The sequence below is a fragment of the Campylobacter iguaniorum genome, assembly GCF_000736415.1.
In the GTDB taxonomy this organism is placed as follows: Bacteria; Campylobacterota; Campylobacteria; order Campylobacterales; family Campylobacteraceae; genus Campylobacter; species Campylobacter iguaniorum.
The window spans coordinates 1495827-1516924 of the sequence record NZ_CP009043.1; the positions used below are offsets into that span (position 1 = coordinate 1495827).

27 protein-coding genes are annotated in these 21098 nt (G+C 37.8%); 9 read left to right on the forward strand and 18 right to left on the reverse strand.

Annotated features, from left to right (window positions below; genetic code table 11):
• Positions 1-6: 6 nt before the first annotated feature.
• Entirely contained in the window at positions 7-1383 is a 1377-nt protein-coding gene (gene gltX, locus CIG1485E_RS07560; RefSeq protein ID WP_038455126.1) for a glutamate--tRNA ligase, read from the reverse strand.
• Between the two features lie 72 nt (positions 1384-1455).
• On the opposite strand from gltX, the gene CIG1485E_RS07565 reads away from it, so the two are divergent.
• Positions 1456-2283, forward strand: a complete 828-nt coding sequence (locus CIG1485E_RS07565; protein WP_038455128.1) for a peptidylprolyl isomerase — start codon at positions 1456-1458, stop codon at positions 2281-2283.
• A gap of 69 nt (positions 2284-2352) precedes the next feature.
• On the opposite strand, the gene CIG1485E_RS07570 is transcribed toward CIG1485E_RS07565, so the two are convergent.
• From CIG1485E_RS07570 to modA, 6 genes are all read right to left on the reverse strand, one after another.
• Positions 2353-2886: a methylated-DNA--[protein]-cysteine S-methyltransferase gene (locus tag CIG1485E_RS07570; protein ID WP_038455130.1), complete on the reverse strand. Its 534-nt coding sequence runs from the start codon at positions 2884-2886 to the stop codon at positions 2353-2355.
• A gap of 12 nt (positions 2887-2898) precedes the next feature.
• Positions 2899-3567: a DNA-3-methyladenine glycosylase family protein gene (locus CIG1485E_RS07575; protein WP_038455132.1), complete on the reverse strand. Its 669-nt coding sequence runs from the start codon at positions 3565-3567 to the stop codon at positions 2899-2901.
• A gap of 110 nt (positions 3568-3677) precedes the next feature.
• A complete protein-coding gene (locus tag CIG1485E_RS07580; protein ID WP_038455134.1) occupies positions 3678-5015 on the reverse strand; it encodes an acetyl-CoA carboxylase biotin carboxylase subunit in 1338 nt (445 codons plus the stop codon).
• Positions 5012-5464, reverse strand: a complete 453-nt coding sequence (gene accB, locus CIG1485E_RS07585) for an acetyl-CoA carboxylase biotin carboxyl carrier protein (RefSeq protein ID WP_038455136.1) — start codon at positions 5462-5464, stop codon at positions 5012-5014. The genes CIG1485E_RS07580 and accB overlap by 4 nt, the downstream gene beginning before the upstream one ends.
• A gap of 124 nt (positions 5465-5588) precedes the next feature.
• Complete coding sequence (locus tag CIG1485E_RS07590; RefSeq protein WP_235183847.1) at positions 5589-6290, reverse strand: molybdate ABC transporter permease subunit; 702 nt, start codon at positions 6288-6290, stop codon at positions 5589-5591.
• Positions 6247-6945 carry a molybdate ABC transporter substrate-binding protein gene (modA, locus tag CIG1485E_RS07595; RefSeq protein WP_038455138.1) on the reverse strand — a complete coding sequence of 233 codons (699 nt, stop codon included), beginning with the start codon at positions 6943-6945 and terminating at the stop codon, positions 6247-6249. Before modA ends, CIG1485E_RS07590 begins: the two co-directional genes overlap by 44 nt.
• Before the next feature lie 147 nt (positions 6946-7092).
• Here modA and dcd point away from each other — a divergent pair, with 147 nt between their 5' ends.
• Both dcd and pseC read left to right on the forward strand, forming a co-directional pair.
• Positions 7093-7653, forward strand: coding sequence for a dCTP deaminase (gene dcd, locus CIG1485E_RS07600; RefSeq protein ID WP_038455139.1), 561 nt, complete (start codon positions 7093-7095; stop codon positions 7651-7653).
• 18 nt (positions 7654-7671) lie between these two features.
• Positions 7672-8799, forward strand: a complete 1128-nt coding sequence (pseC, locus tag CIG1485E_RS07605; RefSeq protein ID WP_038455142.1) for a UDP-4-amino-4,6-dideoxy-N-acetyl-beta-L-altrosamine transaminase — start codon at positions 7672-7674, stop codon at positions 8797-8799.
• 1 nt (position 8800) lies between these two features.
• Here pseC and CIG1485E_RS07610 read toward each other — a convergent pair whose 3' ends face one another.
• From CIG1485E_RS07610 to hemB, 8 genes are read right to left on the reverse strand one after another with little or no spacing between them, the layout of a single operon-like run.
• Complete coding sequence (locus tag CIG1485E_RS07610) at positions 8801-9145, reverse strand: TIGR04076 family protein (protein WP_038455144.1); 345 nt, start codon at positions 9143-9145, stop codon at positions 8801-8803.
• Position 9146: 1 nt separating this feature from the next.
• Positions 9147-10409: a (Fe-S)-binding protein gene (locus tag CIG1485E_RS09530; RefSeq protein ID WP_038455146.1), complete on the reverse strand. Its 1263-nt coding sequence runs from the start codon at positions 10407-10409 to the stop codon at positions 9147-9149.
• Positions 10410-11153, reverse strand: a complete 744-nt coding sequence (locus tag CIG1485E_RS09535; RefSeq protein ID WP_038455148.1) for a pyrroline-5-carboxylate reductase — start codon at positions 11151-11153, stop codon at positions 10410-10412.
• Positions 11150-11971 (reverse strand): DUF5718 family protein, encoded by an 822-nt coding sequence (locus CIG1485E_RS07625; protein WP_038455150.1) that lies wholly within the window; start codon positions 11969-11971, stop codon positions 11150-11152. The genes CIG1485E_RS09535 and CIG1485E_RS07625 overlap by 4 nt, the downstream gene beginning before the upstream one ends.
• Positions 11972-11980: 9 nt before the next feature.
• Positions 11981-13342 (reverse strand): oxygen-independent coproporphyrinogen III oxidase, encoded by a 1362-nt coding sequence (gene hemN / locus CIG1485E_RS07630; protein WP_038455153.1) that lies wholly within the window; start codon positions 13340-13342, stop codon positions 11981-11983.
• On the reverse strand, positions 13339-13782 hold the full coding sequence (locus tag CIG1485E_RS07635) for a DUF2603 domain-containing protein (protein WP_038455155.1): 444 nt from the start codon (positions 13780-13782) through the stop codon (positions 13339-13341). The genes hemN and CIG1485E_RS07635 overlap by 4 nt, the downstream gene beginning before the upstream one ends.
• Entirely contained in the window at positions 13775-14704 is a 930-nt protein-coding gene (gene argF / locus CIG1485E_RS07640; RefSeq protein WP_038455157.1) for an ornithine carbamoyltransferase, read from the reverse strand. The genes CIG1485E_RS07635 and argF overlap by 8 nt, the downstream gene beginning before the upstream one ends.
• Positions 14705-14712: 8 nt before the next feature.
• A complete protein-coding gene (gene hemB / locus CIG1485E_RS07645) occupies positions 14713-15684 on the reverse strand; it encodes a porphobilinogen synthase (protein WP_038455159.1) in 972 nt (323 codons plus the stop codon).
• Between the two features lie 116 nt (positions 15685-15800).
• On the opposite strand from hemB, the gene ribA reads away from it, so the two are divergent.
• From ribA to htpX, 5 genes are read left to right on the forward strand one after another with little or no spacing between them, the layout of a single operon-like run.
• Positions 15801-16385, forward strand: coding sequence for a GTP cyclohydrolase II (ribA, locus tag CIG1485E_RS07650; RefSeq protein WP_038455161.1), 585 nt, complete (start codon positions 15801-15803; stop codon positions 16383-16385).
• Entirely contained in the window at positions 16369-16920 is a 552-nt protein-coding gene (gene rsmG / locus CIG1485E_RS07655) for a 16S rRNA (guanine(527)-N(7))-methyltransferase RsmG (protein ID WP_038455163.1), read from the forward strand. Before ribA ends, rsmG begins: the two co-directional genes overlap by 17 nt.
• Entirely contained in the window at positions 16914-17108 is a 195-nt protein-coding gene (locus CIG1485E_RS07660) for a PP0621 family protein (protein ID WP_038455165.1), read from the forward strand. The genes rsmG and CIG1485E_RS07660 overlap by 7 nt, the downstream gene beginning before the upstream one ends.
• Positions 17105-17419 (forward strand): hypothetical protein, encoded by a 315-nt coding sequence (locus tag CIG1485E_RS07665; protein WP_038455167.1) that lies wholly within the window; start codon positions 17105-17107, stop codon positions 17417-17419. Before CIG1485E_RS07660 ends, CIG1485E_RS07665 begins: the two co-directional genes overlap by 4 nt.
• A 1-nt stretch (position 17420) precedes the next feature.
• Complete coding sequence (htpX, locus tag CIG1485E_RS07670; protein WP_038455169.1) at positions 17421-18278, forward strand: zinc metalloprotease HtpX; 858 nt, start codon at positions 17421-17423, stop codon at positions 18276-18278.
• On the opposite strand, the gene CIG1485E_RS07675 is transcribed toward htpX, so the two are convergent.
• Genes CIG1485E_RS07675 through pgp2 form a run of 3 tightly spaced genes read right to left on the reverse strand, consistent with a single transcriptional unit; the run spans position 18275 to position 20519 of the window.
• The gene (locus tag CIG1485E_RS07675) at positions 18275-19285 is read right to left on the reverse strand and encodes an alanine racemase (RefSeq protein WP_038455171.1); all 1011 of its coding nucleotides are present in this window, start codon (positions 19283-19285) and stop codon (positions 18275-18277) included. The genes htpX and CIG1485E_RS07675 overlap by 4 nt on opposite strands.
• Positions 19278-19538 carry a CmeU family protein gene (gene cmeU, locus CIG1485E_RS07680; RefSeq protein WP_038455173.1) on the reverse strand — a complete coding sequence of 87 codons (261 nt, stop codon included), beginning with the start codon at positions 19536-19538 and terminating at the stop codon, positions 19278-19280. Before cmeU ends, CIG1485E_RS07675 begins: the two co-directional genes overlap by 8 nt.
• Before the next feature lie 12 nt (positions 19539-19550).
• On the reverse strand, positions 19551-20519 hold the full coding sequence (pgp2, locus tag CIG1485E_RS07685) for a cell shape-determining L,D-carboxypeptidase Pgp2 (protein WP_038455175.1): 969 nt from the start codon (positions 20517-20519) through the stop codon (positions 19551-19553).
• A gap of 120 nt (positions 20520-20639) precedes the next feature.
• Between pgp2 and CIG1485E_RS07690 the strand changes: the two genes are divergently transcribed.
• Complete coding sequence (locus tag CIG1485E_RS07690) at positions 20640-21074, forward strand: copper chaperone PCu(A)C (protein ID WP_038455177.1); 435 nt, start codon at positions 20640-20642, stop codon at positions 21072-21074.
• Positions 21075-21098 lie beyond the last annotated feature (24 nt).

Here is a 21098-nt window from a genome sequence, read left to right on the forward strand (position 1 = left end):
GAAAAACTATTTTGATAGGAGTTTTGTGATTCTTGATTTGAGTTTTTGAGTGCCAATAACTTCGATAATCTCAAAAATACTTGGACTCACAGTCCCACCAGTGATAGCAATACGGATTGGCTGAGCGATGTCTTTTAGCTTTTTACCACGATTATCTAAAAATGCAATTGTCATCTCTTCGTACTCTTTAGCACTCAAGTCCTTATCCCCAAGCTCATCTTTAAACTCGCCTAGAAGTGCTTTTGCCTCATCGCTGATAAATTTAGCCAAAGCCTTTTCATCGTAAATTTCAGGCTCATTTATGATATTTAGTGCTGAGTTTTTAAGCTCGAGCAAAGTTTTGCTACGCTCTCTAAGACTATCAAGAAGTAGCTCGCCTTTATTTATAGCCCTAAAATCCAAGCCAAAATACTTCATATCATCAGCCAAACGCTCATAAGGAAGGGTTTTGATATAGTGAGCATTTAGCCAGTCGAGTTTGGTTAGATTGTATGTTGAGGCTGATTTATTGATGTCGTGCGGATCAAAAAACTCAAGCATATCATGCATAGAAAAAATCTCATCATCGCCATGACTCCAGCCAAGACGAATGAGGAAATTTAGCAACGCTTCAGGCAAATAGCCCATATTTTTGTATTCCATCACATCAGTCGCACCATGTCTTTTTGATAGCTTGCTGCCGTCGCTTCCATTTATCATCGCTACGTGGAAAAACTCTGGTATCTTAAAGCCCAAAGCCTCGTACAAAATGATCTGTTTTGGTGTATTACTAAGATGATCGTCGCCTCTGATGACATGAGTCACGCCCATCAAAGCATCATCTATCACAACGCAAAAATTATAAGTCGGAGTGCCGTCACTTCTAGCGATAATAAAATCATCAAGTATGTCAGCGCAGTTGAATTTCATATCGCCTTTTATGCCATCTTTAAACTCAATTACACCATCAAGTGGAGCTTTTATACGGATAACTGGCTCTATGCCACTTGGTGGAGTGCCAGTAAAATCCCTATATCTGCCATCGTATTTTGGGCGTTCTTTTCTAGCTTCTTGAGCTGCTCTTAGCTCATCAAGCTCGACTTTGCTCATATAGCATTTATATGCTTTGCCCTCATCAAGGAGTTTTTGGATATATTCTTTGTACAGATCAAATCTTTTTGATTGGTATGTCACTTCGCCATCATAGTCTAAGCCACACCAGTTAAAGGCTTCTCTGATAGCCACAACTGCTTCTTGTGAGTTTCTTTTTAGATCCGTATCTTCTATACGTAGTAGAAATTTTCCGCCATTTTTCCTAGCATAAAGGTAGCTATAAAGTGCCGTTCTAAGCCCTCCGACGTGCAAAAATCCTGTTGGACTTGGAGCAAATCTAGTTGTAAGCATGTTATTAATTCCTATTATTTATCAAATTTGGATATAATTTTAACTCAAATTTGCTTTAATAAAGGTTTGTTAATGAAAAAAATAGCATTTAGCTTTGCGTTTTTAGTTAGTTTGGTTCATGGAGGATATGTAAATGGTCTTGTTGCGACAGTAGAAAATGAACCGATCACAGACTATGAAATGAACTCAGTGATGAGACAGATGAATATAGACTCACAAAAAGCCCTAAATGTCTTAATAAGACAAAAGCTTGAAGACGCGCAAATAAGTGCTTTAAATATCACAGTTGATCCATTTGAGGTAAATGAAAAAATTTCGCAAATCATCAGCGCAAACGGCCTTGATATGCAGACTTTCCAAAGTATGCTCGCCTCAAAGGGCGTAAGCTTTGATATGTTTAAAAAAGATATAGAAAACGGCTTAAAAAAAGAAAAACTTTACGCTAGAATCCTGAATAATCCAAGCCAAAACATCACTCCAGAAAACGCAAGAAGATTTTATGAATCAAATTTGGGTATGTTTGCTCAGTTTGAAACTATAAATATAGTAAGATACTCTTCAAACTCAAAAGAAGCTTTAGAAAACGCAGCAAAAAGCCCTATGAGCGTGCAACCTGGCGTAAATATAGAAAACCTAAAACTAGAATCCAAAAATCTAAATCCACAGCTAAGATATATATTTTTAAATACCAAAAATAACACTTTCACTCCAGCTTTTGGTGGCAATGGCGAATATCAGATGTTTTACGTGGTTTCAAAAGAAGGCTCATACGTGCCTAGATTTGAAGATGTTGAAAAAGAGGTTATATCTGCTATGGCAAACCAAGAACGCGAAATCGCAGTGGCTGATTATTTCAACAAACTACGCTCAAAAGCAAATATTGAAATTGTAAAGAGATAGTGGTTTGACAATAATTTAAATAAATTTGGTATCAAATTTGATACCAAATTTATTGTCAAAATTACAATTTTATAATGCACTACCCTTTTTAGGGATAAAAAAGCTTTCCATATTTGCCTTTTCTAGTTTAAGTAACTGCACTTTTTTATCGATACCACCTGCGTAACCAGTTAGGCTTCCGTTTGTTCCGACCACACGATGACAAGGGATAATGAGCGATATTGAGTTGTGGCTCACAGCGTTGCCAACTGCTTGTGCTGACATTTTGTCTAGGCCATTTTCTTTGGCGATTTTCGCAGCGATTTGTCCGTAAGTCATCGTGTGACCGTGTGGAATTTGCAGCATAATATCCCATACTGATTTGCGAAATTTAGAGCATTTCATCAAAAGTTTAGGCGTAAAATCTGGTATTTCACCACCAAAATAAATGTCTAGCCAACGCTTAGTTTCTTCAAAAACCAAAAGCTCCTTAACAAGGGCTTGTTTATCAAGCGTATCGGCAAAATATTTTTGATCATCAAACCACAAACCAATCAAACTCTCCCCGTCGCTACCAAGCGTAATACCACCTAGTGGCGAATCATAATGACTGATATATTGCATTTTCTCTCCATTTTATACCGTTTTATTGGATATTTTATTTATATTTTTTGTGTATTTTGGTGCGTAATCTCTCAGCTCAGGGATTGCCCCACCAGCAACCGCCCAAAAATACAGACTCACCACGCTGCAATAAGGGCTAAAACGCCTACGGTATTTTTCAAAAAGTTCTTTGCTAATGAATCTGTGATGATAAACCATACGAATCCCGCGCAAAATAGCAAGGTCGCCGTAACTAAATACATTTGGTCGCTGCAAGCAAAATATCAAAATCATTTCAGCCGTCCATACGCCAATTCCTTTGAGCTTTGATAACTCTGTGATAAACTCATCGTCGCCTAGCTGCGATAATTCATCTAAATTTAGTTCGCTAGATGCGACTTTTTTAGCAAAATCCAAAATATAATCTGCTTTGCGGTAGCTTATACCAAGCCCTTGAAGTTTATCTTGTTTAGCAATAATTGCTCCGGCATTTACTACGCCAAGTTCTGCTTGAAATTTACCCCAAATGCTCTGGTGAGCTTTGGTTGAGATCTGCTGACCTATGATAGAATTAACAACGCAAGCAAACAGATCCGAACGCACTTCTTTCTTGACGTGTCCTATTTGGTCTATGATGCGTGCTAGCATTTTGTCTTTATTTTTCAAATAATTTATCTCTTCTAATCCATACTGAAAATACACTATAGCGCCTTTTTGTTTTGATTAAATCTTAAAATTATAACTAAATTTGAGAATATTAAGTGATTTGCTTGAATAAATAATGAATTTGGCATCAAATTTGATGCCAAATTTTAGTGTTTAGATAGATAGTTTGTATCGTAAAGGTTATTTATAAAATCGCTATTATCCATCATATTTAGATGGAAATCTTTTGTAGTTTTAATGCCTTGGATTACAAGCTCATCAAGTGCTACTTTCATCTTCGCAATGGCTCTAGTTCTGTCTTTATCATAAACTATAAGCTTGCCTATCATACTATCATAATACGGTGGCACGCTATAGCCCTCATAAACGTGGCTATCCATTCTTACATTTCTACCACCAGGTGCAATGTATTTTGTGATCTTGCCTGGGTTTGGAGTGAAACTTTTTGGATCTTCAGCTGTGATACGACACTCTATAGCATGACCTTTTAGATTTATCTCATCTTGGCTAAGAAGTTTTTCGCCTTGAGCGATTCTTATCATCCACTCGATCAAATCTAGTCCGCTACACATCTCGCTTACACAGTGCTCGACTTGAAGCCTTGTATTCATCTCAATGAAGTAAAATTTATTATCTCTTTGGTCGTATAAAAACTCAAATGTACCAGCTCCAGCGTATCCGATAGCTTTTGTAGCTTTGACTGCTGTTTCGTGAAGCTCTGCTCTGGTTTTTTCATCTAAGATAACTGCTGGGCTTTCTTCGATGAGCTTTTGGTGGCGACGTTGGAGTGAGCAATCTCTCTCGCCTATATGCACGACATTTCCATGCTCATCGCCAAGGACTTGCACCTCTATATGGCGTGGATTTGTGATGTATTTTTCCATATACATTGTTCCATCGCCAAACGCACTCATAGCCTCGCTTTCAGCTGACCAGAAGTTTTTTTCAAGATCTTCTTCTCTCTCGACCACACGCATACCACGACCGCCACCACCAGCTGCTGCTTTTACGATGACTGGATAGCCGATTTCGCGAGCTAGTTTTTTAGCTGCTTCGATGTCTTTTATAGCGCCATCACTACCAGGGACGACAGGTATTCCAGCTCTCATCATGACTTGTTTTGCTTTGCTTTTATCGCTCATCAAAGCCATAGCTGCTACGCTTGGTCCAATGAATTTAATCCCATGTTTAGCACAAATTTCAACGAAATTTTGATTTTCGCTCAAAAATCCATATCCAGGAAATATCGCGTCTGCTTCGCTAATCTCACAAGCTGTGATGATAGCTGGTATATTTAAGTAGCTTTCACTACTTCTTGGATTGCCTATACATATAGAAGCGTCTGCGTATTTGACATATAGTGCGTCTTTGTCAGCTGTAGAATGCACGACAATGGCTTCTTTGCCCATTTCTTGGATAGTTCTAAGAGCCCTTAAAGCAATCTCGCCACGGTTTGCGATGAGAATTCTTTTTATCTCTTTCATATCTTTTCAACCTCGTATAATGCCATTCCAAACTCAACTGGCTGTCCGTCTGCAACCAAAGATTTTACTATGCGGCAGTCAAACTCAGCTTCTATCTCATTCATGATTTTCATAGCTTCGATGATACCGATACAATCGCCTTTTCTTACAGTTTGACCTGGTTTTACAAACGCTGCCGCACCCGGGCTTGGAGCTACATAAAATGTTCCTACCATAGGTGAGTTCATAGTCTCATTTGCAGTTGATGCAACTGGAGCTGAGCTTTTATCGTTTACGACTACATTTATTGGAGCTGGGGCTGGAACTGGAGGGCAAACTACTGGAGTAGCAGCCACTTCTGGCTCGTATTTTTCAAGTTCGATTTCGAAATCTTTATCTTTTATCTTAATTCTGTTGATATTTGTTTCATCAAAGAAGGTCATAAGCTCTTTAACTTCATCTCTTGTCATGGAATTCTCCTAGAAATTTATTCTTAAAATTAACATTGTATCAAATTTAAGTAAAGATTTAGTTTAAATTTAAAAATTATGAATTGTAAATGATATTTTAAAATCTCAAATCACGATTTTATGGTTAATTCTGCAATGCTTTTTTCTTAAGTAAATTTATGATAAAAAACATACTAAGGCTCAAAACAACAAGAATTAAGCTTAAAAATAGTGCTTTTTGGTTCTCGCCGTCATACACTGCATTAAAAATAGCTAGAGATATTGTATCTGTTTTGCCGATGATATTCCCGCCAAGCATAAGCGTGATACCGACCTCTCCAAGCCCTCTAGCAAGGGCTAAAATCAGAGATGAGGCGATTGTTCTTATGATATTTGGAAAAATAATAAAAATCGCGATTTCAAATTTGCTTTTTCCAAGACTCTGACCGGCTTCTATCAAAGTCTTTGGGAACGCTTCTAAGGCACTTTGTATGGGCTTGACAAATAGCGGAAGTCCGGCTAAAAAAGAGGCTAAAACAAGAGCTTTAAAGCTAAAAACTATCTCCAAACCAAAAAGCTCGCCTAAAAAACTGTTTCTACCAAGCAAATAAAGTAGCAAAAACCCAGTTGCAATAGGCGGAAAAATCAAAGGAAAAACGACTATGGTTTCAAGTACCACTTTGCATTTTCCTTTGTAAAATGCTAAAAAATAAGATAGCAAAATACCGACGCTAGCGAACAAAACCGCACACCACAAAAGCGTTTTGAAGCTAAGAAAAAGCGGGTTTAAAAACCGATCAAGATTATTTAAGTCCAAATTTAGCAAAAATAGCCTTTGAACGCTCACTTTTTAGCTCGTTTATAAAGACCTCACATGACGCATTTGCCTTGCAAGCTTCAAGCCTTGCTGCACTGATATACACAGGAGAGTATAAATCTTCATCAACATAAATGATAGAGCCAAACTCACCACTTCTAGCAATGGCTTCTGTGGAGTTGATAAATCCAGCTTCAACCTCGCCATTTAGGACATAAGCGACTGCTTGAGGCACTGTGGAAACTTCTAAAATTTTGCCTTGCAAAACGCCTTTTAAATTTGACTTTTCTAAAAACTCAGTCGCCCTAATACCATAAATCGCTTTTTTAGGGTCAGGAATTGCGATTTTGCTAAGTTTTTCTAGCTCTTTTACATCTTTTATAACGATATTTTTTGGAGTGACTAAGACCAAAGCCCCCTTGCCTATCCTTTCATAACCACTCAAATTTAATCCACTTTTGTCCAAAAACGCTTCATCTCCGACGATGATAGACATTTTCCCTTCTTTTGCTTGGATAGTGATTTGTTTGATATTTGCAAACGCACCATCTACATTTACGCCATCTTTTTGCAAATTTGATATAACTTGCATGAGCGGTTTTTTGTACCCAGCGCCAGCTCCCACAAGCAGACTTTCACCAAAAACAAAACTACAAAGCAAAGCTGAAAATAAAATCTTTTTCATAGATAACTCCTTGAATTTAAGTCGTTTGATTATATAAAATATAATCTTACATACATATAAATAACTATATTTTAAACCACTTTGATTTATGTTAAAAAAACACTATGAAAGATTATGTTATAATCCCACAAATTTAAAAGGAAAATTATGGGACTAAAAAGCGATAAATGGATACGCGAACAAAGCATAAATCACAAGATGATAGAGCCGTTTTGTGAAGAAAATGTCGGTCGTGGCGTCGTGAGTTATGGGCTTTCAAGCTATGGATATGATATAAGGGTCGGACGTGAGTTTAAGATATTTACAAACATCGGCGGAACTGTCGTCGATCCTAAGAACTTTGATGAGAAAAATGTGGTTGATTTCGTAGGCGATATCTGCATCGTGCCGCCAAATTCATTCGCTCTAGCTAGGACTGTTGAATACTTCAAAATGCCACGCGACACACTTGCTATCTGTCTTGGCAAAAGCACCTACGCAAGATGTGGAATAATCGTAAATGTCACACCTTTTGAGCCTGGATTTGAAGGACACATCACGATAGAAATCTCAAACACAACTCCACTTCCAGCTAAAATTTACGCAAATGAAGGGATCGCTCAGGTGCTGTTTTTACAAGGTGATGAGCCATGCGAAGTAAGCTACGCTGACAAAAAAGGCAAGTACCAAAGTCAAGAAGGTATTACATTGCCAAGAATTCTAAAATAAAATTTAAAGCGAGATAAAATGACTAATACTTATAGCAGACAAAGCATCGATGAAGACGATATAAAGGTAGTTTGCGACGCACTAAGAGGCGATATTTTAACAGGCGGAAGTAAGGTTAGTGAGTTTGAAAAAGCGCTTTGTGATTACACTGGAGCTAAATTTGCAGTGGTGATGAACTCTGCGACTGCAGCCCTGCACGCTGGATATTTGGCTCTTGGAGTACAAAGTGGCGATGAGATTATCACTACACCTATCACATTTGCTGCCACTGCAAATACGGCTTTGATGTGTGGGGCAAATGTCAAATTTGCTGATGTGCTTGGCAATGGAAATATCGATCCAAAAAGCGTAGAAAAGCTAATAAGCCCTAAAACAAAAGTCATAACTCCTGTTGATCTTGGCGGATTTCCAGTCGATATGGACGCTTTAAATTTACTCGCAAAAAGCCGTGGCATAAAGATACTTGATGACGCCAGTCACGCTCTTGGAAGCAGCATAAATGGCAAAAAGGTAGGCTCGCTAGCTGACGCCACCGTCTTTAGCTTTCATCCTATCAAGCCAGTTACCACGCTTGAAGGTGGAGCGCTCCTAACAGACGATGAAGAAATCGCCACAAAAGCAAGACTGATCCGCTCTCATGGAATAATCAAAAAAGAGGCTTGGAACTCAGATATGATAAGCCTAGGCTACAACTACCGCTTGAGCGACGTGGCATGTGCTTTAGGCACTTCTCAGATGAAAAAGCTTGATAAATTTATAGCCAAACGTGATGAAATAGCCAAATTTTATGACGCTAAATTTGAAAAAAGCCCATACCTTAGCACTATCAAAATCCCAGCAAATGTCAAAAGCTCTCACCATCTCTATCCTGTGCTTTTATTTAGAGAGTTTTGGTGTGCCAAACAAGATATTTACGAAGAGCTTCACGCCCAAAATATCGGCGTTCAAGTACATTATAAACCAACTTATCAGTTTAGTTTTTACAAGAATTTATACGGTGAGATGAGTTTACCAAATGTTGAAGATTTTTATAGGGCTGAGCTGAGTTTGCCTTGTCATCAGCTAATGAGCTTAGAAGATGCAAACTTTGTAGTAGAAAAGCTAAATGAAATTCTAGCTAAATTTAAAGGATGTAAGGTAATTTAAATTACCTTACTGGCGTATAGTCTATTTTAGAGTCTATATCAGTGGCTTCGAGTTTGAAAATTACTGGACGAAGACCGTCGTTGCAGCTACATATCGCAACGCCTGGTTTTCTTATCCAATCTCCATAATAAAACACCTCATTCCCACATCCATGAGCTAGAGCAAAAACATACTGATATACAGCTTTCCATGCTTCATCACAAAAGCCATCTGGCTTAGCATAATCAGCCAAAAACTCTTGCCCTACCTTTAGCATAGGACAGGCTCCAAGCCCTATTGCGCCGTACTCTTTAGCTAATTCTTCATCAAAAGTAGTCTTTAAGACTGTGATTTTTACCTTTTTCATTTTACAAAACCTTAGCTATAAGCTCGATTGGATTAAGACATCTCATGTCGGAAGCTTTAAGATGAAGAGCGTTGTTTAGCTGCATTTTACACGCACTACACTCAGCGCTCACAGAGCTAGCCTCAGTGGCGATGATAGAGCTAGCTCTACTCACTCCAGCAGCGCGGCTTAGGTGATACTTCTCGCTTTGCATTGTCACACCACCAAATCCACAGCAACTAACATTGTCGCTCATCTCTTTGATATTGTAAATTTTACTTAGCAAAGCTCTTGGTTCTTTCCATACGCCTTGCATTTTTTTAGCATGGCAAGGGTCGTGATAAGTGATTGTTTGCTTGTCTAAATTTGCTCCGATTCGAGCCAAAATCTCACCTAAATTTGTCTCTTTCTCAAAATACTGGGTCGCTAGAAAAATCCTTTTTGCCACGTTTTTAGCTCGTTCTTGCCACTGCTTATCATTGGCAAAAAAATGCTCGTAATCGACTTTTAGCATACCTGAGCAAGTCGCTTCTGGCACGATTATAGCATCAACGCTTGTTAGCATCTCTTCAAAATAAGCTATATTTTTTTTAGCCAAAACCTCAACAGTAGCAAAATCTCCAGTGAAATACGCCGGAGCGGCGCAGCAGCTTTGCTCTTTCATCAGATGTGCGTTTAATTTTACAGCCTTGCAGATTTTCAGTAGCCCCTCACCAATGCTTGTATATGCGTAGTTTCCCATACAGCCTATGAAAATCCCGACAGTTTTACTTCCGCCATTGTCGATAAACTCAGGGTGCGAGTTCATAAAGCTTTTTTTACTCGCAGTTGGCAAAAGACGCTCTTTTTTCATCATCGGAATACTAAATCGTGGCTTCATTTCGCCGTTTGCCACCTTAAATCCACAGCTTTGAAACACATATCCCATGCTTGCAGCCATATCCATGATTTTGCGGTGTCTTAGCAGCCAGAAAAACGCTCTTTTAAACCAAGCTATGCCAAATTTATCAGCTATATCTCGCCTTACATTTTCTATCATCGTATCAGTTGCTAGTGAATTTGGGCACTCGCTTACGCAGTTAGTACACAAAAAACAGCTCTCAAAAATATCTTTTGCATTTTTATCTAGCTCAAGTTCGCCACGATTATAAGCCCCAAGCAGATCCAAAAATCCACGCGGACTTCTCACCTCATCGCCACTTATTTTAAAAATAGTGCAGTTTGGCTTACACTTACCGCACTTTACACACATATCTGAAATGGTATTAAAATTATATTTTTGCATTTAACTTCTTTGCTTATTACAACTCGCCTTAACAGCTTCAAAAAAAGCGTTTCTAACGCCACATTCTTCTAGCTTGGCAACGCCCTCTATCGTCGTGCCTGCTGGACTACAAACTGCTTCTTTTATGAGCGCTGGATGTGATGCTTCTAAAAGCTTGGCAAATCCATCAAAAAGCCCACTTACAAGCTTGCTTGCATCATCTTTTTTGACGCCTTCACGCACGACAGCATTGGCTAGAGCCTCAGCCACGACAGCTAGATACGCAGGCGCACACCCTGCCACCACGCTAGCAGCGTCAAGCTCGTTTTTGGTTTCAAATTTAACACATTTGCCAAAACCATTTAGAATCTCTTCTATGATTTTTGTATCGCCCTGGCTCATAAAAGGAGTTATACTTGAGTTAAACTCTGCAGCGATATTTGGTAGGCAAATAGCGATATTTTTGGCTTTTAAATTTGTCTTTACATCTTCTAGGCTAGTTCTTGCTAGAACGCTTACGCATGAGTTTGCCTCTCCTTCAAGCAAACTACAAACGCTTTTTAAAGCGTAAGGCTTCACAGCTAAAATCAGATTTTTGCCAGTTATATCAAATTTGCTTCCATATTCGCAAGTCTCAAAATCATTGCTTAAAAGCTCTAATTTATCCTTGTTTCTACCCACGATAACGACTTCAAATTTAGCATTTTTAAGCCCATAAGCCATTGCAGTAGCCATAACTCCGCTACCTAAAATATGTATTTTCATTTTACAACCTGTTTTAAGATAGAAATATCTGATTTATCTGGTATTTGGGTATCATTTTGGACGAAACTTTCTATTAGCTCTAATGAGTATTTGTTGTGATTAAACACAACTATGCTGATCTCATCTCCGTGATTTAAAAAATAACTCTCGTAAGCCTTTTCGTATCTAGTAGCTCCTACTGAAATAATTGCTTCTTTTATGTAGCCACTTTGCTTGGTGATAGATGAAAGATTTTCTAGCACGGTGTAGTCTTTTTGGGTGTTAAAAGTGACTTTCATCCACTCTATAAGCGTGGAATAAAAGTAGTTATACTCGCTAAGTTTAGCACACTCTCCATACCTAAAAAAGCCATTTTGGTTTTTTAAAAACGACACTATAGAAAAGTTTTGACAGATTCCGTTACTGTCAAATTTATCTATCAAAATTTCATTTCCAAAGCCTTTTGAAGCGTTCGAAAAGTTCTTTTTTTGAGATACTTTTATAGCTGTCGTATCTCGCCTAATAGAAGCGTCATTAAACGCCATAAACGATTTTACTTTGATATCTTTTACCTTGCCATCTTCATCGTACTCAAGCTCACATCTTAAAGCCACTTCTGGCTCGGCTTGGACTAGCGTTTTTTCTGGCATTATCAAATAATTATTGTCAAAACAGTCATTTGACAAAAAATTATGTGCGTTTGGTACGTAAAATGGAAATATTCCCTTAGGAGCATTGTCACAAGTAGTTTTGACAAGTGCAAATGTACTAGCCTCGCCTGCTTGCTCTAAGTGAAAAGCGAAATTCCCAACAACTCCAAAACCCAAAAAATCTCTCATAATTAGTCCTTAAACAGTCTTAGAAAAGCTATTTTTAACACCTTTAAATTTAACCATATATTCATCAAAACACATTGCGATATTGCGGATAAGCAGCGTTCCAGTCTCATTTACGCTGATTTTTTCATCAGTGATATTTACAAACTCACTAAGCTCTTTTAACTCTTCTAAGCTATCTTTGAAGTGAGTGAAGAAATTTATACCAAATTTAGCTTCGATTTTTTTGATATCAAGAGCGAAATTTGCCATCAAATCCATAATCACAGCTTTTCTTAGCCTATCTTCATCGTTTAGCAAAATTCCTTTGAAATTTGGTAGTTTTCCAGCGTCTATTGCCTTTTCGAATCCCTCCATATCTTTGAAGTTTTGTGCGTAATAGTCCTCGCCCTCACCTATACTAGTAAGTCCTATTCCTATAAGATCAGCACCACCTTTTGTAGTATATCCTTGGAAGTTTCTGTGCAAAGTGCCGTTTTCAAGGGCTTTAAATAGCTCATCGCCAGGCTTAGCATAGTGATCCATACCTATCATTTTGTAGCCATTACTTGTTAAAAATTCCATTGTGTATTTTAGGATTTCTAGCTTGACTTTTGGGTTTGGCAAGGTGCTTTCATCAAATTTACGCATTGATTTTTTGATCCAAGGCACGTGAGCGTAATTAAACACCGCAAACCTATCTGGATTTATCGCCACTCCAAGCTCTAAAGTCTTTTTGAAACTCTCCAAGCTTTGAAATGGCAATCCATAAATAAGATCTGTATTTACGCTGATTATTCCTTTGGCTCTTGCCATATCTACGGCATTTTTAGTCATATCAAAAGGCTGGATTCTGTGGATCTCTTTTTGGACTTTTTCGTCAAAATCTTGCACGCCAAAGCTAACACGGTTAAATCCGTGACTTACTAAAACATCAAGTTGCTCTTCATTTAAAAATCTAGGATCAATCTCACAGCTGATCTCTGCGTCATTTGTGAAGTTTTTGAAGTGTTTTTTTATAGAAGTTATCAAGCGATCAAGTTGTTCCGCACTATAAAATGTCGGAGTTCCACCACCAAAGTGCATCTGAGTGACTGGACGAGAATTATCCAAAATCCCACTCATTAGCTCAAGCTCACGCTCCACATAATCCAAATAGCGATCCATTTTATCACTTTTGCTTGTATAAATGACATTACAGCCACAAAAATAACAAGCTGAGCGGCAAAATGGTAAGTGAAAATATAACGATAAAGGCTTTTTAGGGTCGCCATTTTTTAGTCTTTTTATATATTCATCATAGTTAAAATCATCGCTAAACTCAAGCGCTGTGGGGTAGCTTGTATATCTTGGTCCTGGTTTAGAATACTTTACAAAAGCTTCAAAATCTATCATTCTATTTCCTTATTTTGCATCAAATTTGACATATCAACGAACAAATTTGGATGTTCTTTTTTGATTTTTTTAATAACCAAATCTAAATTTGGCTCTTTTTTGATTTTTTTACTCTTTATCTCATCTATCGCCACACTCCAAACATCGCCAAAATCGACTGGAATGTGTTGCCAGATGGACTTTTCAAGCTTCAGCTCAAAGCTCTCTTTTTGTGCGTTTTTGAGTGCATTTATGATAGCTTCAAGTAAAGTTGCTGGCACTATTGCACACGCCTTGCCGTCATTGAAGCCAAACCAAGGCTGAATCTCGTCCATTTTACCTTTTGTTATGGTAAATTTCATCTCATTTTCATCTATTTTTTGCATGTCAAACATAGTTCTTTTTCGCTTTGTTATCCCCAAAGACTCACTCAAAGAATCTAGTTTTTGCATTTCATTCATAGCGTTTCCTGTCACACCAGACCATTACGGCTTTTTGGGCGTGAAGTCTGTTTTCTGCTTCGCTAAAAATCTCATCGCTATGAGCTTCAAATACGCTTTCACTCACCTCATAGCCACGATACGCTGGCAAACAGTGTAAAAATTTAGCTCCACTATTAGCTAAGCTCATCATCTCATCATCTACGCAATATCCCGCAAAATCCTTAACGCGTTTTTCTTTTTCATCTTCTTGGCCCATTGACACCCAAGTATCAGTTGTGACGACATCGGCGTCTTTTATAGCCTCTTTTGGATCATTTGAGATGATGATTTTAGCTCCACTTATTTTTGCATTTTCTAAAGCGATATCAAGCACCCAGTTTGGCACTGCGTAAGCCTTTGGAGTGGCGACTCTAAGCTCAAATCCAAGCTTGCTTGCAGCCATTAGCCATGAGTTTGTCATGTTATTGCCATCGCCTACGTAAGCTACTTTCATGGTCTCTAAATTTAATCCAAGCTCGCTTAAAGTCAGCAAATCAGCCATTAGCTGAACTGGATGAAAATCATCGCTAAGCCCGTTTATGACTGGAACTCCGCTAAATTTAGCTAGCTCTTCAAGGTCGCTTTGTTTATAAACTCTAGCCATAATCATATCTACCATTCTGCCAAGCACTCTAGCAGTGTCTTTGACTGGCTCCCCACGTCCAAGCTGGATATCACGACTGCTTAAAAACAGCCCCTTGCCGCCAAGCTGATGAATACCAACTTCAAAGCTAACTCTGGTTCTAGTTGAACTTTTTTCAAATATCATAGCCAAAGTTTGTTCGTTTAAATACGGAGTGTAGATCTTTTGCTTAGTCTCTTTTTTGATATCTTTTGCTAAATTTATTATATCTAAAATCTCATCTTTGCTAAAATCTTTAAGTGTCAAAAAATGTCTCATGTATCTGCCTATTTATTTAAAATTTTTGCTACTTCTTTTGCGTGGTAGCTGATAATTAAGTCTGCTCCAGCACGCTTAAAGCCGACCATTGTCTCCATCATCACTCTTTCATAATCAATCACTCCAGCTTTTGCTCCAGCTTTTAAAAGTGCGTATTCGCCACTCACATTATAAGCACAAACTGGAAGAAGTGTTCTATCTTTTAGATCGCGAATTATATCAAGATACGCAAGTGCAGGCTTGACCATCAAAATATCAGCGCCTTGCGCCTCATCTTCCAAGCTCTCACCGATTGCTTCAAGGCGGTTTGCTGGATCCATTTGATAGCTTCTTCTATCGCCAAAGCTAGGAGCTGATTCAGCCACGTCACGGAATGGTCCATAGTAGGCTGAGGCAAATTTAGTCGAATACGCCATAATAGGCAGATTTTCAAATCCATTGTCATCAAGCGTCTCTCTTAAAGTCTTAATAATACCATCCATCATTCCACTTGGCGCTATCATATCTGCACCATTTCTAGCATGGACTAAGGCTTGTTTGGCTGAGATTTCAAGTGTAGCGTCATTATCAACTGTTTCATGGACGTGGTCAAGTATGCCACAATGCCCGTGATCTGTGTATTCGCAAAAGCAAAGGTCAGTGATGACGACTAATTTTGGGAATTTTTCTTTTATAGCTCTTAGGCTTCTTGCTATTATACCCTCATCGCTCAAAGCGTCGCTTCCTACGCTGTCTTTAAGCCCTGGAATGCCAAAAAGCAAAATTGATTTGATACCTAAATTTACGACCTCTTCGCACTCTTTTAGAAGTTCATCAAGGCTGAGTTGAAACACGCCAGGCATAGAGCCTATCTCTTTTCTCACGCCATTTCCCTCAACCACAAAAAGTGGATAGATAAAGTCTTCAACACTAAGTTTATTCTCTCTTACCATGTCGCGAACGGCTGGATTTATTCTAAGTCTTCTATATCTTTTAAACATATTTAGCTCCTAAATTTTGGCTATTATATCTAAATTAATGTTAATTAAAAATTATCTATTTTTCATAAATTTAAATACTTTTGATAAACTTTGTCAAAAAAATAAAAGAAGAATATATGCAAATACAAAGTTCAAATATCGCAAATTTGCCAAGTCGTTTTGGTAAATTTAAGATAAAATCATACAAAGAGGGCTGCAAAGAGCATTTGGCGATATTTTCACCAAATTTGGACGTGGATAACGCTGTAAATGTGAGAATCCACTCAGAGTGTCTCACTGGAGATGCCATCGGTAGCCTTAAATGCGACTGCCGCGACCAGCTTGAAGCAAGCCTAAAATACATAAATGAGCATGGCGGAATGGTGATTTATCTTCGTCAAGAGGGGCGAAATATCGGGCTTTTAAACAAAGTAAATGCTTACGCACTTCAAGACAAGGGCTTTGATACGATTGAAGCAAATCATCAGCTTGGATTTAAGGCTGATGAGAGGACTTACGAAATAGTCGATTTCATACTCAAAGATTTTGGGATAAAATCCATAAATTTACTCACAAATAATCCACTCAAACTAGCAGGTCTTACTTGCGTGAAGATAGAAAAAAGGATTCCTATCGAGATCGAGCCAAATGAGTTTAACAAAGAGTATTTGAAAGTAAAAAAAGAGCAAATGGGGCATATGTTAGATGAATTTACCAACTAATTTTTGGGACAAAGTGGGCGAGTTTGAGGTTATTTTAAAGCAGTTTAACAAGGTTCATAACCTAACAAACTATAACGATATAAAACCAGTCGTGCTTGATAGCATAGCTCCGCTTGAGTTTTTGGGATTTAGCCCAAAGAGCGTAATCGATGTGGGTAGTGGGGCTGGATTTCCTGCTGTATTTTTGGCGTTTATCTTGCGTGATAGCGAGTTTCATCTCTATGAGCCAATAGCCAAAAAATCAAGCTTTTTAACCTATATCAAGCTAAATTTGGACTTACCAAATTTAACCGTGCATTCAAAAAAACTAGAAGATAGCTCAAAATTTATAACTGATCTAATCACGTCAAGAGCTTTGATGAGAACTGCGTTTTTGCTTCAAATTTGCAAAGGCTTTTATGATGAAAATAGCACGTTTTTACTCTACAAAGGCAGTGAAGCTGGAGCAGAAATAGCAAATTTAGAGTGTAAAAAAGATATAATACAAGCTAAAAATCATAGAAATTACGTGATATTAAAGGATGTCAAATGCTAGGAAAAATAATAATTTTTGCTCTAATTGTGGCGATAATTTACTTTTTTATTGTGCCTAAATTTAGAAAAAAAGATGATAAAAAAGATAGTCAAAACTTCGTCGAATGCGAAAAATGCGGCACTTTTGTTAGCCTTGATGAAGCAGTTTTGAGTAGTGGTAAATACATCTGCAAGGAGTGTCTGAAATGACAGTTATCGGTAGTGAGTTTGTGCCGTTTAGAAATGCTAAAATCACTAAATTTAGCTTGCAAGCTATGCAAAACCAAAGCGAATTTGTGCTGGTTAATTCCAAAAAAGAAGCAGTTTTGGCAAATGCAAACGAGATTAAATTTATAGTTTGTAACAACTTAAATTTAGCCAGACAGATCCAAAGCCTAGCCAACGACTACATATTTGACTCAAAAATCGCCCTAATAATCGCAAATGATGACGAGCTAGAAGATGCCATAGAAGCAAGAATCGACGCAGTCATCTACCAAAAAGCCGTGATCGGAGCCTAAAATGGAGATCTTTAAAACCGCATTTTTGATGGTTGCATTAATGCTTTTATTTATCACAGTTGGATTTTATATCGGTGGAAGCGGTGGTATATTAATCGCCTTTTGTGTCGCACTTGCTATGAACTTTTTTAGCTATTTTTTTAGCGATAAATTAGTACTCAAGCACTACAACGCTCAGCCCGTCCTAGAAAGCTCAGAGCTTTACAATATAGTAAGAAGCCTTGTTGCAAAAGCAAATTTGCCAATGCCAAAACTCTACATAATCGCTGATGAGACACCAAATGCATTTGCCACTGGAAGAAATCCCGCAAACGCAGCAGTAGCCGTGACTAGTGGGCTTTTAAATTTGATGAGCGAAAATGAGATAAAAGCAGTCATCGCTCACGAGCTAGGACATGTAAATCACTACGATATACTTACTGGAAGTATCGCAGCTGTATTTGCTGGCTCTATAGCGATGCTTGCTAATTTCGCTCAACTTGGAGCAATTACAAATCAAAATAATAACAGGCCAAATATCGCCGTAACTCTGATACTAGCTATCATTATGCCACTTGTTGCGACTATCATTCAGATGAGTATTTCAAGAAGTAGAGAGTATGAGGCAGATCGCTATTCAGCGTTTTTGAGCGATCCAAAGTGGCTAATAAGTGCTTTATCTAAGCTAGAAAATTACTCCAAAAACGGCGTTAGAAACGCCGATCCCCAAACCGCGCATATGTTTATCATAAATCCATTTGGGCTAAGAGCCTCAAGCATGGCAAATCTATTTCGCACACACCCAACCACAGAGCAAAGAATCGCAAAGCTAGAGAGCTATGTAAAAAGCTCGCCAGCTTCAAGATATTTTAATAGCTAAACGATTGTTCTTTTTATAATAGGGCTTAGTTTGACTAGCACGTCATAGCTGATAGTGCCAAAAAACTCAGCCCACACTCTTGCATCATCAAACACGCAAACTCTATCTCCAGCGTATTTCGTGCTAAAGCTATCCATAGACATTTTGCCAAGTAACAAGTTGCCGTTTGCAAGTTTTAGCTCGCCAATTCCTGCGTATCTCAAAAGTCCGTCACCATATCCAAGATCATAAGTGGCGATTTGTATATCTTCTTTGGCTGTAAATTTAGCCCCATATCCCACGCTTTGACCAGCTTTTAAAACTCTTTTACTGACAAGATCCGCCCACAAGCTCATTACTGGTTTTAAGCTCAAGCTAGAATTAAATTGCTCATATCCGTGCTGAGCTATTCCAGCTCTGACGAACTCATCATCAAAGTCGGTCGCTCTTTCTATTCCAGCTGAATTATTTGAATGAAAGGTTAAATTTAGTCCAAATTTAGCGCCCAAAGCTTTGATTTTGGCTTTGGCTTTGGCGAAATTTTCTCTTTGGACGAAGTATTCTGCGCTTGTTTCATCACTACTTCTAAAGTGCGTAAATGCACCACAAATTTCGATATTTCTTTGACTTGCGATCTCAAAAGCACTCTCAAGCTCATCTTCGCCAAGCCCATTTCTATGCATCAAAGTATCAATGCCAAGATGAACTTTGCAGCCGCTTTTTAAAACGCTTAAATTTGAAATATCATTTATTGTATAGATAAATCTTAGGTCTTCATCGCCTGTTGGAATATGCGATAAAATAAGGATATTTTTGAAAAACTCAGCGATCTCCTGTGCTTCGCTCATCGTTCTAACGCAAGCGAATTTGATCCCAAACTCGCTTGCTAGCTTTGCGATTTGCAATGCACCATGTCCGTAAGCATTGTCTTTTAAGATGACGATTATTCGGTCTTTTGAGCCTACTTTATTTGAAATTTGGGTTAGATTGTGAAGATAGGCAGCCCTATTTATCAAGATTTCAGACATTAAAGCTCACACCAAATCTTTTATAGACATAAGGCAAAATTTTTCTTATCGAGTAGTCGTAAGAATAAAATTTGGCGTAAAGCTCTTTTAAGCTTTTATCTTTGCAAGCATCGAAGTCAAAAACGTTGCTATTACCTTGTTTTGGGACGTTTGCGTCAAGCACTGCTAAAAACTCATCACGTGCTTTTAGCATTGTTTCGATCTGGCTTTTTATAAACTCTTTTTCTTCGTTTGAAATCTCTTGATTTTCCATATTTTTCCTTTATTATTGTTCTGTTAAAATCTTCATTTTATCACCGTCAAGCTTGACATAAAGGGTTTTTTCTCCATCAAATTTATAAGTTGCAGTTCTGTATTTTTCCATAAAACTAACTCTAAAAATCTTATCTTTGCTTGTAGATGGATATGGAGTTATCTCAAATTTGGTAAATTGTATGAATTTATCCTCTTTTTTAGCAAAAATACTCTTTTTCATCTCACTAAATCTATCAAATTTAACCCCATCAAACCGAACAAAAGTTTTATCATAAAAATTTAAATATTTGTTTATATCGCTGTCACTCCACGCTTTTTTCCACTTAAAAAGCTCAGCAAAAATAGCAGAAATTTGATCATTTGAAGCCTCTGCGATAGAGTTTTCATTGATAAGAACAAAGCCACCTTTGTCACCCACAAACTTCTCATATTCGACCAAAAAATTATTTGGTATGGCAATACAGCCTTTTGTTTTAAGTGTATCTTCTCTGACTACGCCTTGCATCGGAAAGCCGTGTATCCATATGCCGCCGCCAGTTCTATCTCTTGCTTGATCATAGATATTTGGGTACGAAAGACTAAAAGCAACTGGCCCATAATACGTGTCGCTTGGCACAAATCTTCTTGTGATGTTATAAACCCCAACAGGCGTTTTTAGGTCGCCCTCTTTTAGTTTATCGCCCATAAGACCAGTTAAAATTTCGTGGTTAAATTTTTTATTTAACTTGCCATTTTTATATTCATAAAGAAAAATATTTTTTGATTTTTTATCCACGATTGTTAGGAGTTTGTCATCTTCGTAATATCCGTATCTCAAATCCATATCTTTGATCTTGTTTGACCAATAATCCTTGCTTTGCAAATTTGATTCTATCGCATTTTGCACAGCTACTATGCCATTTTCTAAGTAAATTTCTTCAAGAGATTTTGCAAAAAGCACACTAAATCCCAAACAAATGAAAAACGCTATCTTTTTCAACCAAGCCGCCTTAAATGTAATATTTGAGGCGTTATTATAGCTGAACTAATTTTAATTTTAAGTTATAATTTATATGGTTTCATATAAAATTGTATAAATCTTAATTTTAAGGAGACAGATATGTTGAAATTTTTAGGTTTAGCATCTTTAGCTGCTAGTTTAGTTTTAGCTGCAAATATCGAAATCAGCAACGCTTACGCCAAAGCTACTCCGCCAAATGCCAAGAACAGTGCTGCTTTTATGAAAATAACAAACAACACCGATAAAAACATTGCGCTTGTTTCAGGTAGCAACAGCGTGAGTGAGTTTACAGAGCTTCACACTCACGTAAGTGAAAATGGTATGAAAAAAATGATTCAAATACCAAAGATAGATGTCCCAGCAAAAAGCACAGTAGAGCTAAAACCAGGCAGTCTTCACATCATGATGATAGGACTAAAACAAGCCGTAAATCCTGGTGATAAAGTTGATCTTACTCTTAACTTCGATAATGGCGATAAGGTTGATTTAAAAGGTATAGAAGCTAAAAAAATCCAACCTATGAAAATGAAATAATCCTAAGGCGACTTTTGTCGCCTT

Bases quoted from the DNA above. Each gene is read 5' to 3' on its own strand.
- pseC (WP_038455142.1), top strand. From the start codon at position 7,672: ATGACTAATACTTATAGCAGACAAAGCATCGATGAAGACGATATAAAG.
- CIG1485E_RS09530 (WP_038455146.1), bottom strand. From the start codon at position 10,409: ATGCAAAAATATAATTTTAATACCATTTCAGATATGTGTGTAAAGTGC.
- CIG1485E_RS07610 (WP_038455144.1), bottom strand. From the start codon at position 9,145: ATGAAAAAGGTAAAAATCACAGTCTTAAAGACTACTTTTGATGAAGAA.
- cmeU (WP_038455173.1), bottom strand. From the start codon at position 19,538: ATGGAAAATCAAGAGATTTCAAACGAAGAAAAAGAGTTTATAAAAAGC.
- CIG1485E_RS07665 (WP_038455167.1), top strand. From the start codon at position 17,105: ATGACAGTTATCGGTAGTGAGTTTGTGCCGTTTAGAAATGCTAAAATC.
- CIG1485E_RS07635 (WP_038455155.1), bottom strand. From the start codon at position 13,782: ATGAATGAAATGCAAAAACTAGATTCTTTGAGTGAGTCTTTGGGGATA.
- CIG1485E_RS07565 (WP_038455128.1), top strand. From the start codon at position 1,456: ATGAAAAAAATAGCATTTAGCTTTGCGTTTTTAGTTAGTTTGGTTCAT.
- CIG1485E_RS07570 (WP_038455130.1), bottom strand. From the start codon at position 2,886: ATGCAATATATCAGTCATTATGATTCGCCACTAGGTGGTATTACGCTT.
- CIG1485E_RS07580 (WP_038455134.1), bottom strand. From the start codon at position 5,015: ATGAAAGAGATAAAAAGAATTCTCATCGCAAACCGTGGCGAGATTGCT.
- CIG1485E_RS09535 (WP_038455148.1), bottom strand. From the start codon at position 11,153: ATGAAAATACATATTTTAGGTAGCGGAGTTATGGCTACTGCAATGGCT.
- accB (WP_038455136.1), bottom strand. From the start codon at position 5,464: ATGACAAGAGATGAAGTTAAAGAGCTTATGACCTTCTTTGATGAAACA.
- CIG1485E_RS07675 (WP_038455171.1), bottom strand. From the start codon at position 19,285: ATGTCTGAAATCTTGATAAATAGGGCTGCCTATCTTCACAATCTAACC.
- gltX (WP_038455126.1), bottom strand. From the start codon at position 1,383: ATGCTTACAACTAGATTTGCTCCAAGTCCAACAGGATTTTTGCACGTC.
- modA (WP_038455138.1), bottom strand. From the start codon at position 6,945: ATGAAAAAGATTTTATTTTCAGCTTTGCTTTGTAGTTTTGTTTTTGGT.
- hemB (WP_038455159.1), bottom strand. From the start codon at position 15,684: ATGTTTAAAAGATATAGAAGACTTAGAATAAATCCAGCCGTTCGCGAC.
- CIG1485E_RS07660 (WP_038455165.1), top strand. From the start codon at position 16,914: ATGCTAGGAAAAATAATAATTTTTGCTCTAATTGTGGCGATAATTTAC.
- CIG1485E_RS07690 (WP_038455177.1), top strand. From the start codon at position 20,640: ATGTTGAAATTTTTAGGTTTAGCATCTTTAGCTGCTAGTTTAGTTTTA.
- hemN (WP_038455153.1), bottom strand. From the start codon at position 13,342: ATGATAGATTTTGAAGCTTTTGTAAAGTATTCTAAACCAGGACCAAGA.
- ribA (WP_038455161.1), top strand. From the start codon at position 15,801: ATGCAAATACAAAGTTCAAATATCGCAAATTTGCCAAGTCGTTTTGGT.
- argF (WP_038455157.1), bottom strand. From the start codon at position 14,704: ATGAGACATTTTTTGACACTTAAAGATTTTAGCAAAGATGAGATTTTA.
- htpX (WP_038455169.1), top strand. From the start codon at position 17,421: ATGGAGATCTTTAAAACCGCATTTTTGATGGTTGCATTAATGCTTTTA.
- CIG1485E_RS07625 (WP_038455150.1), bottom strand. From the start codon at position 11,971: ATGAGAGATTTTTTGGGTTTTGGAGTTGTTGGGAATTTCGCTTTTCAC.
- rsmG (WP_038455163.1), top strand. From the start codon at position 16,369: ATGAATTTACCAACTAATTTTTGGGACAAAGTGGGCGAGTTTGAGGTT.
- dcd (WP_038455139.1), top strand. From the start codon at position 7,093: ATGGGACTAAAAAGCGATAAATGGATACGCGAACAAAGCATAAATCAC.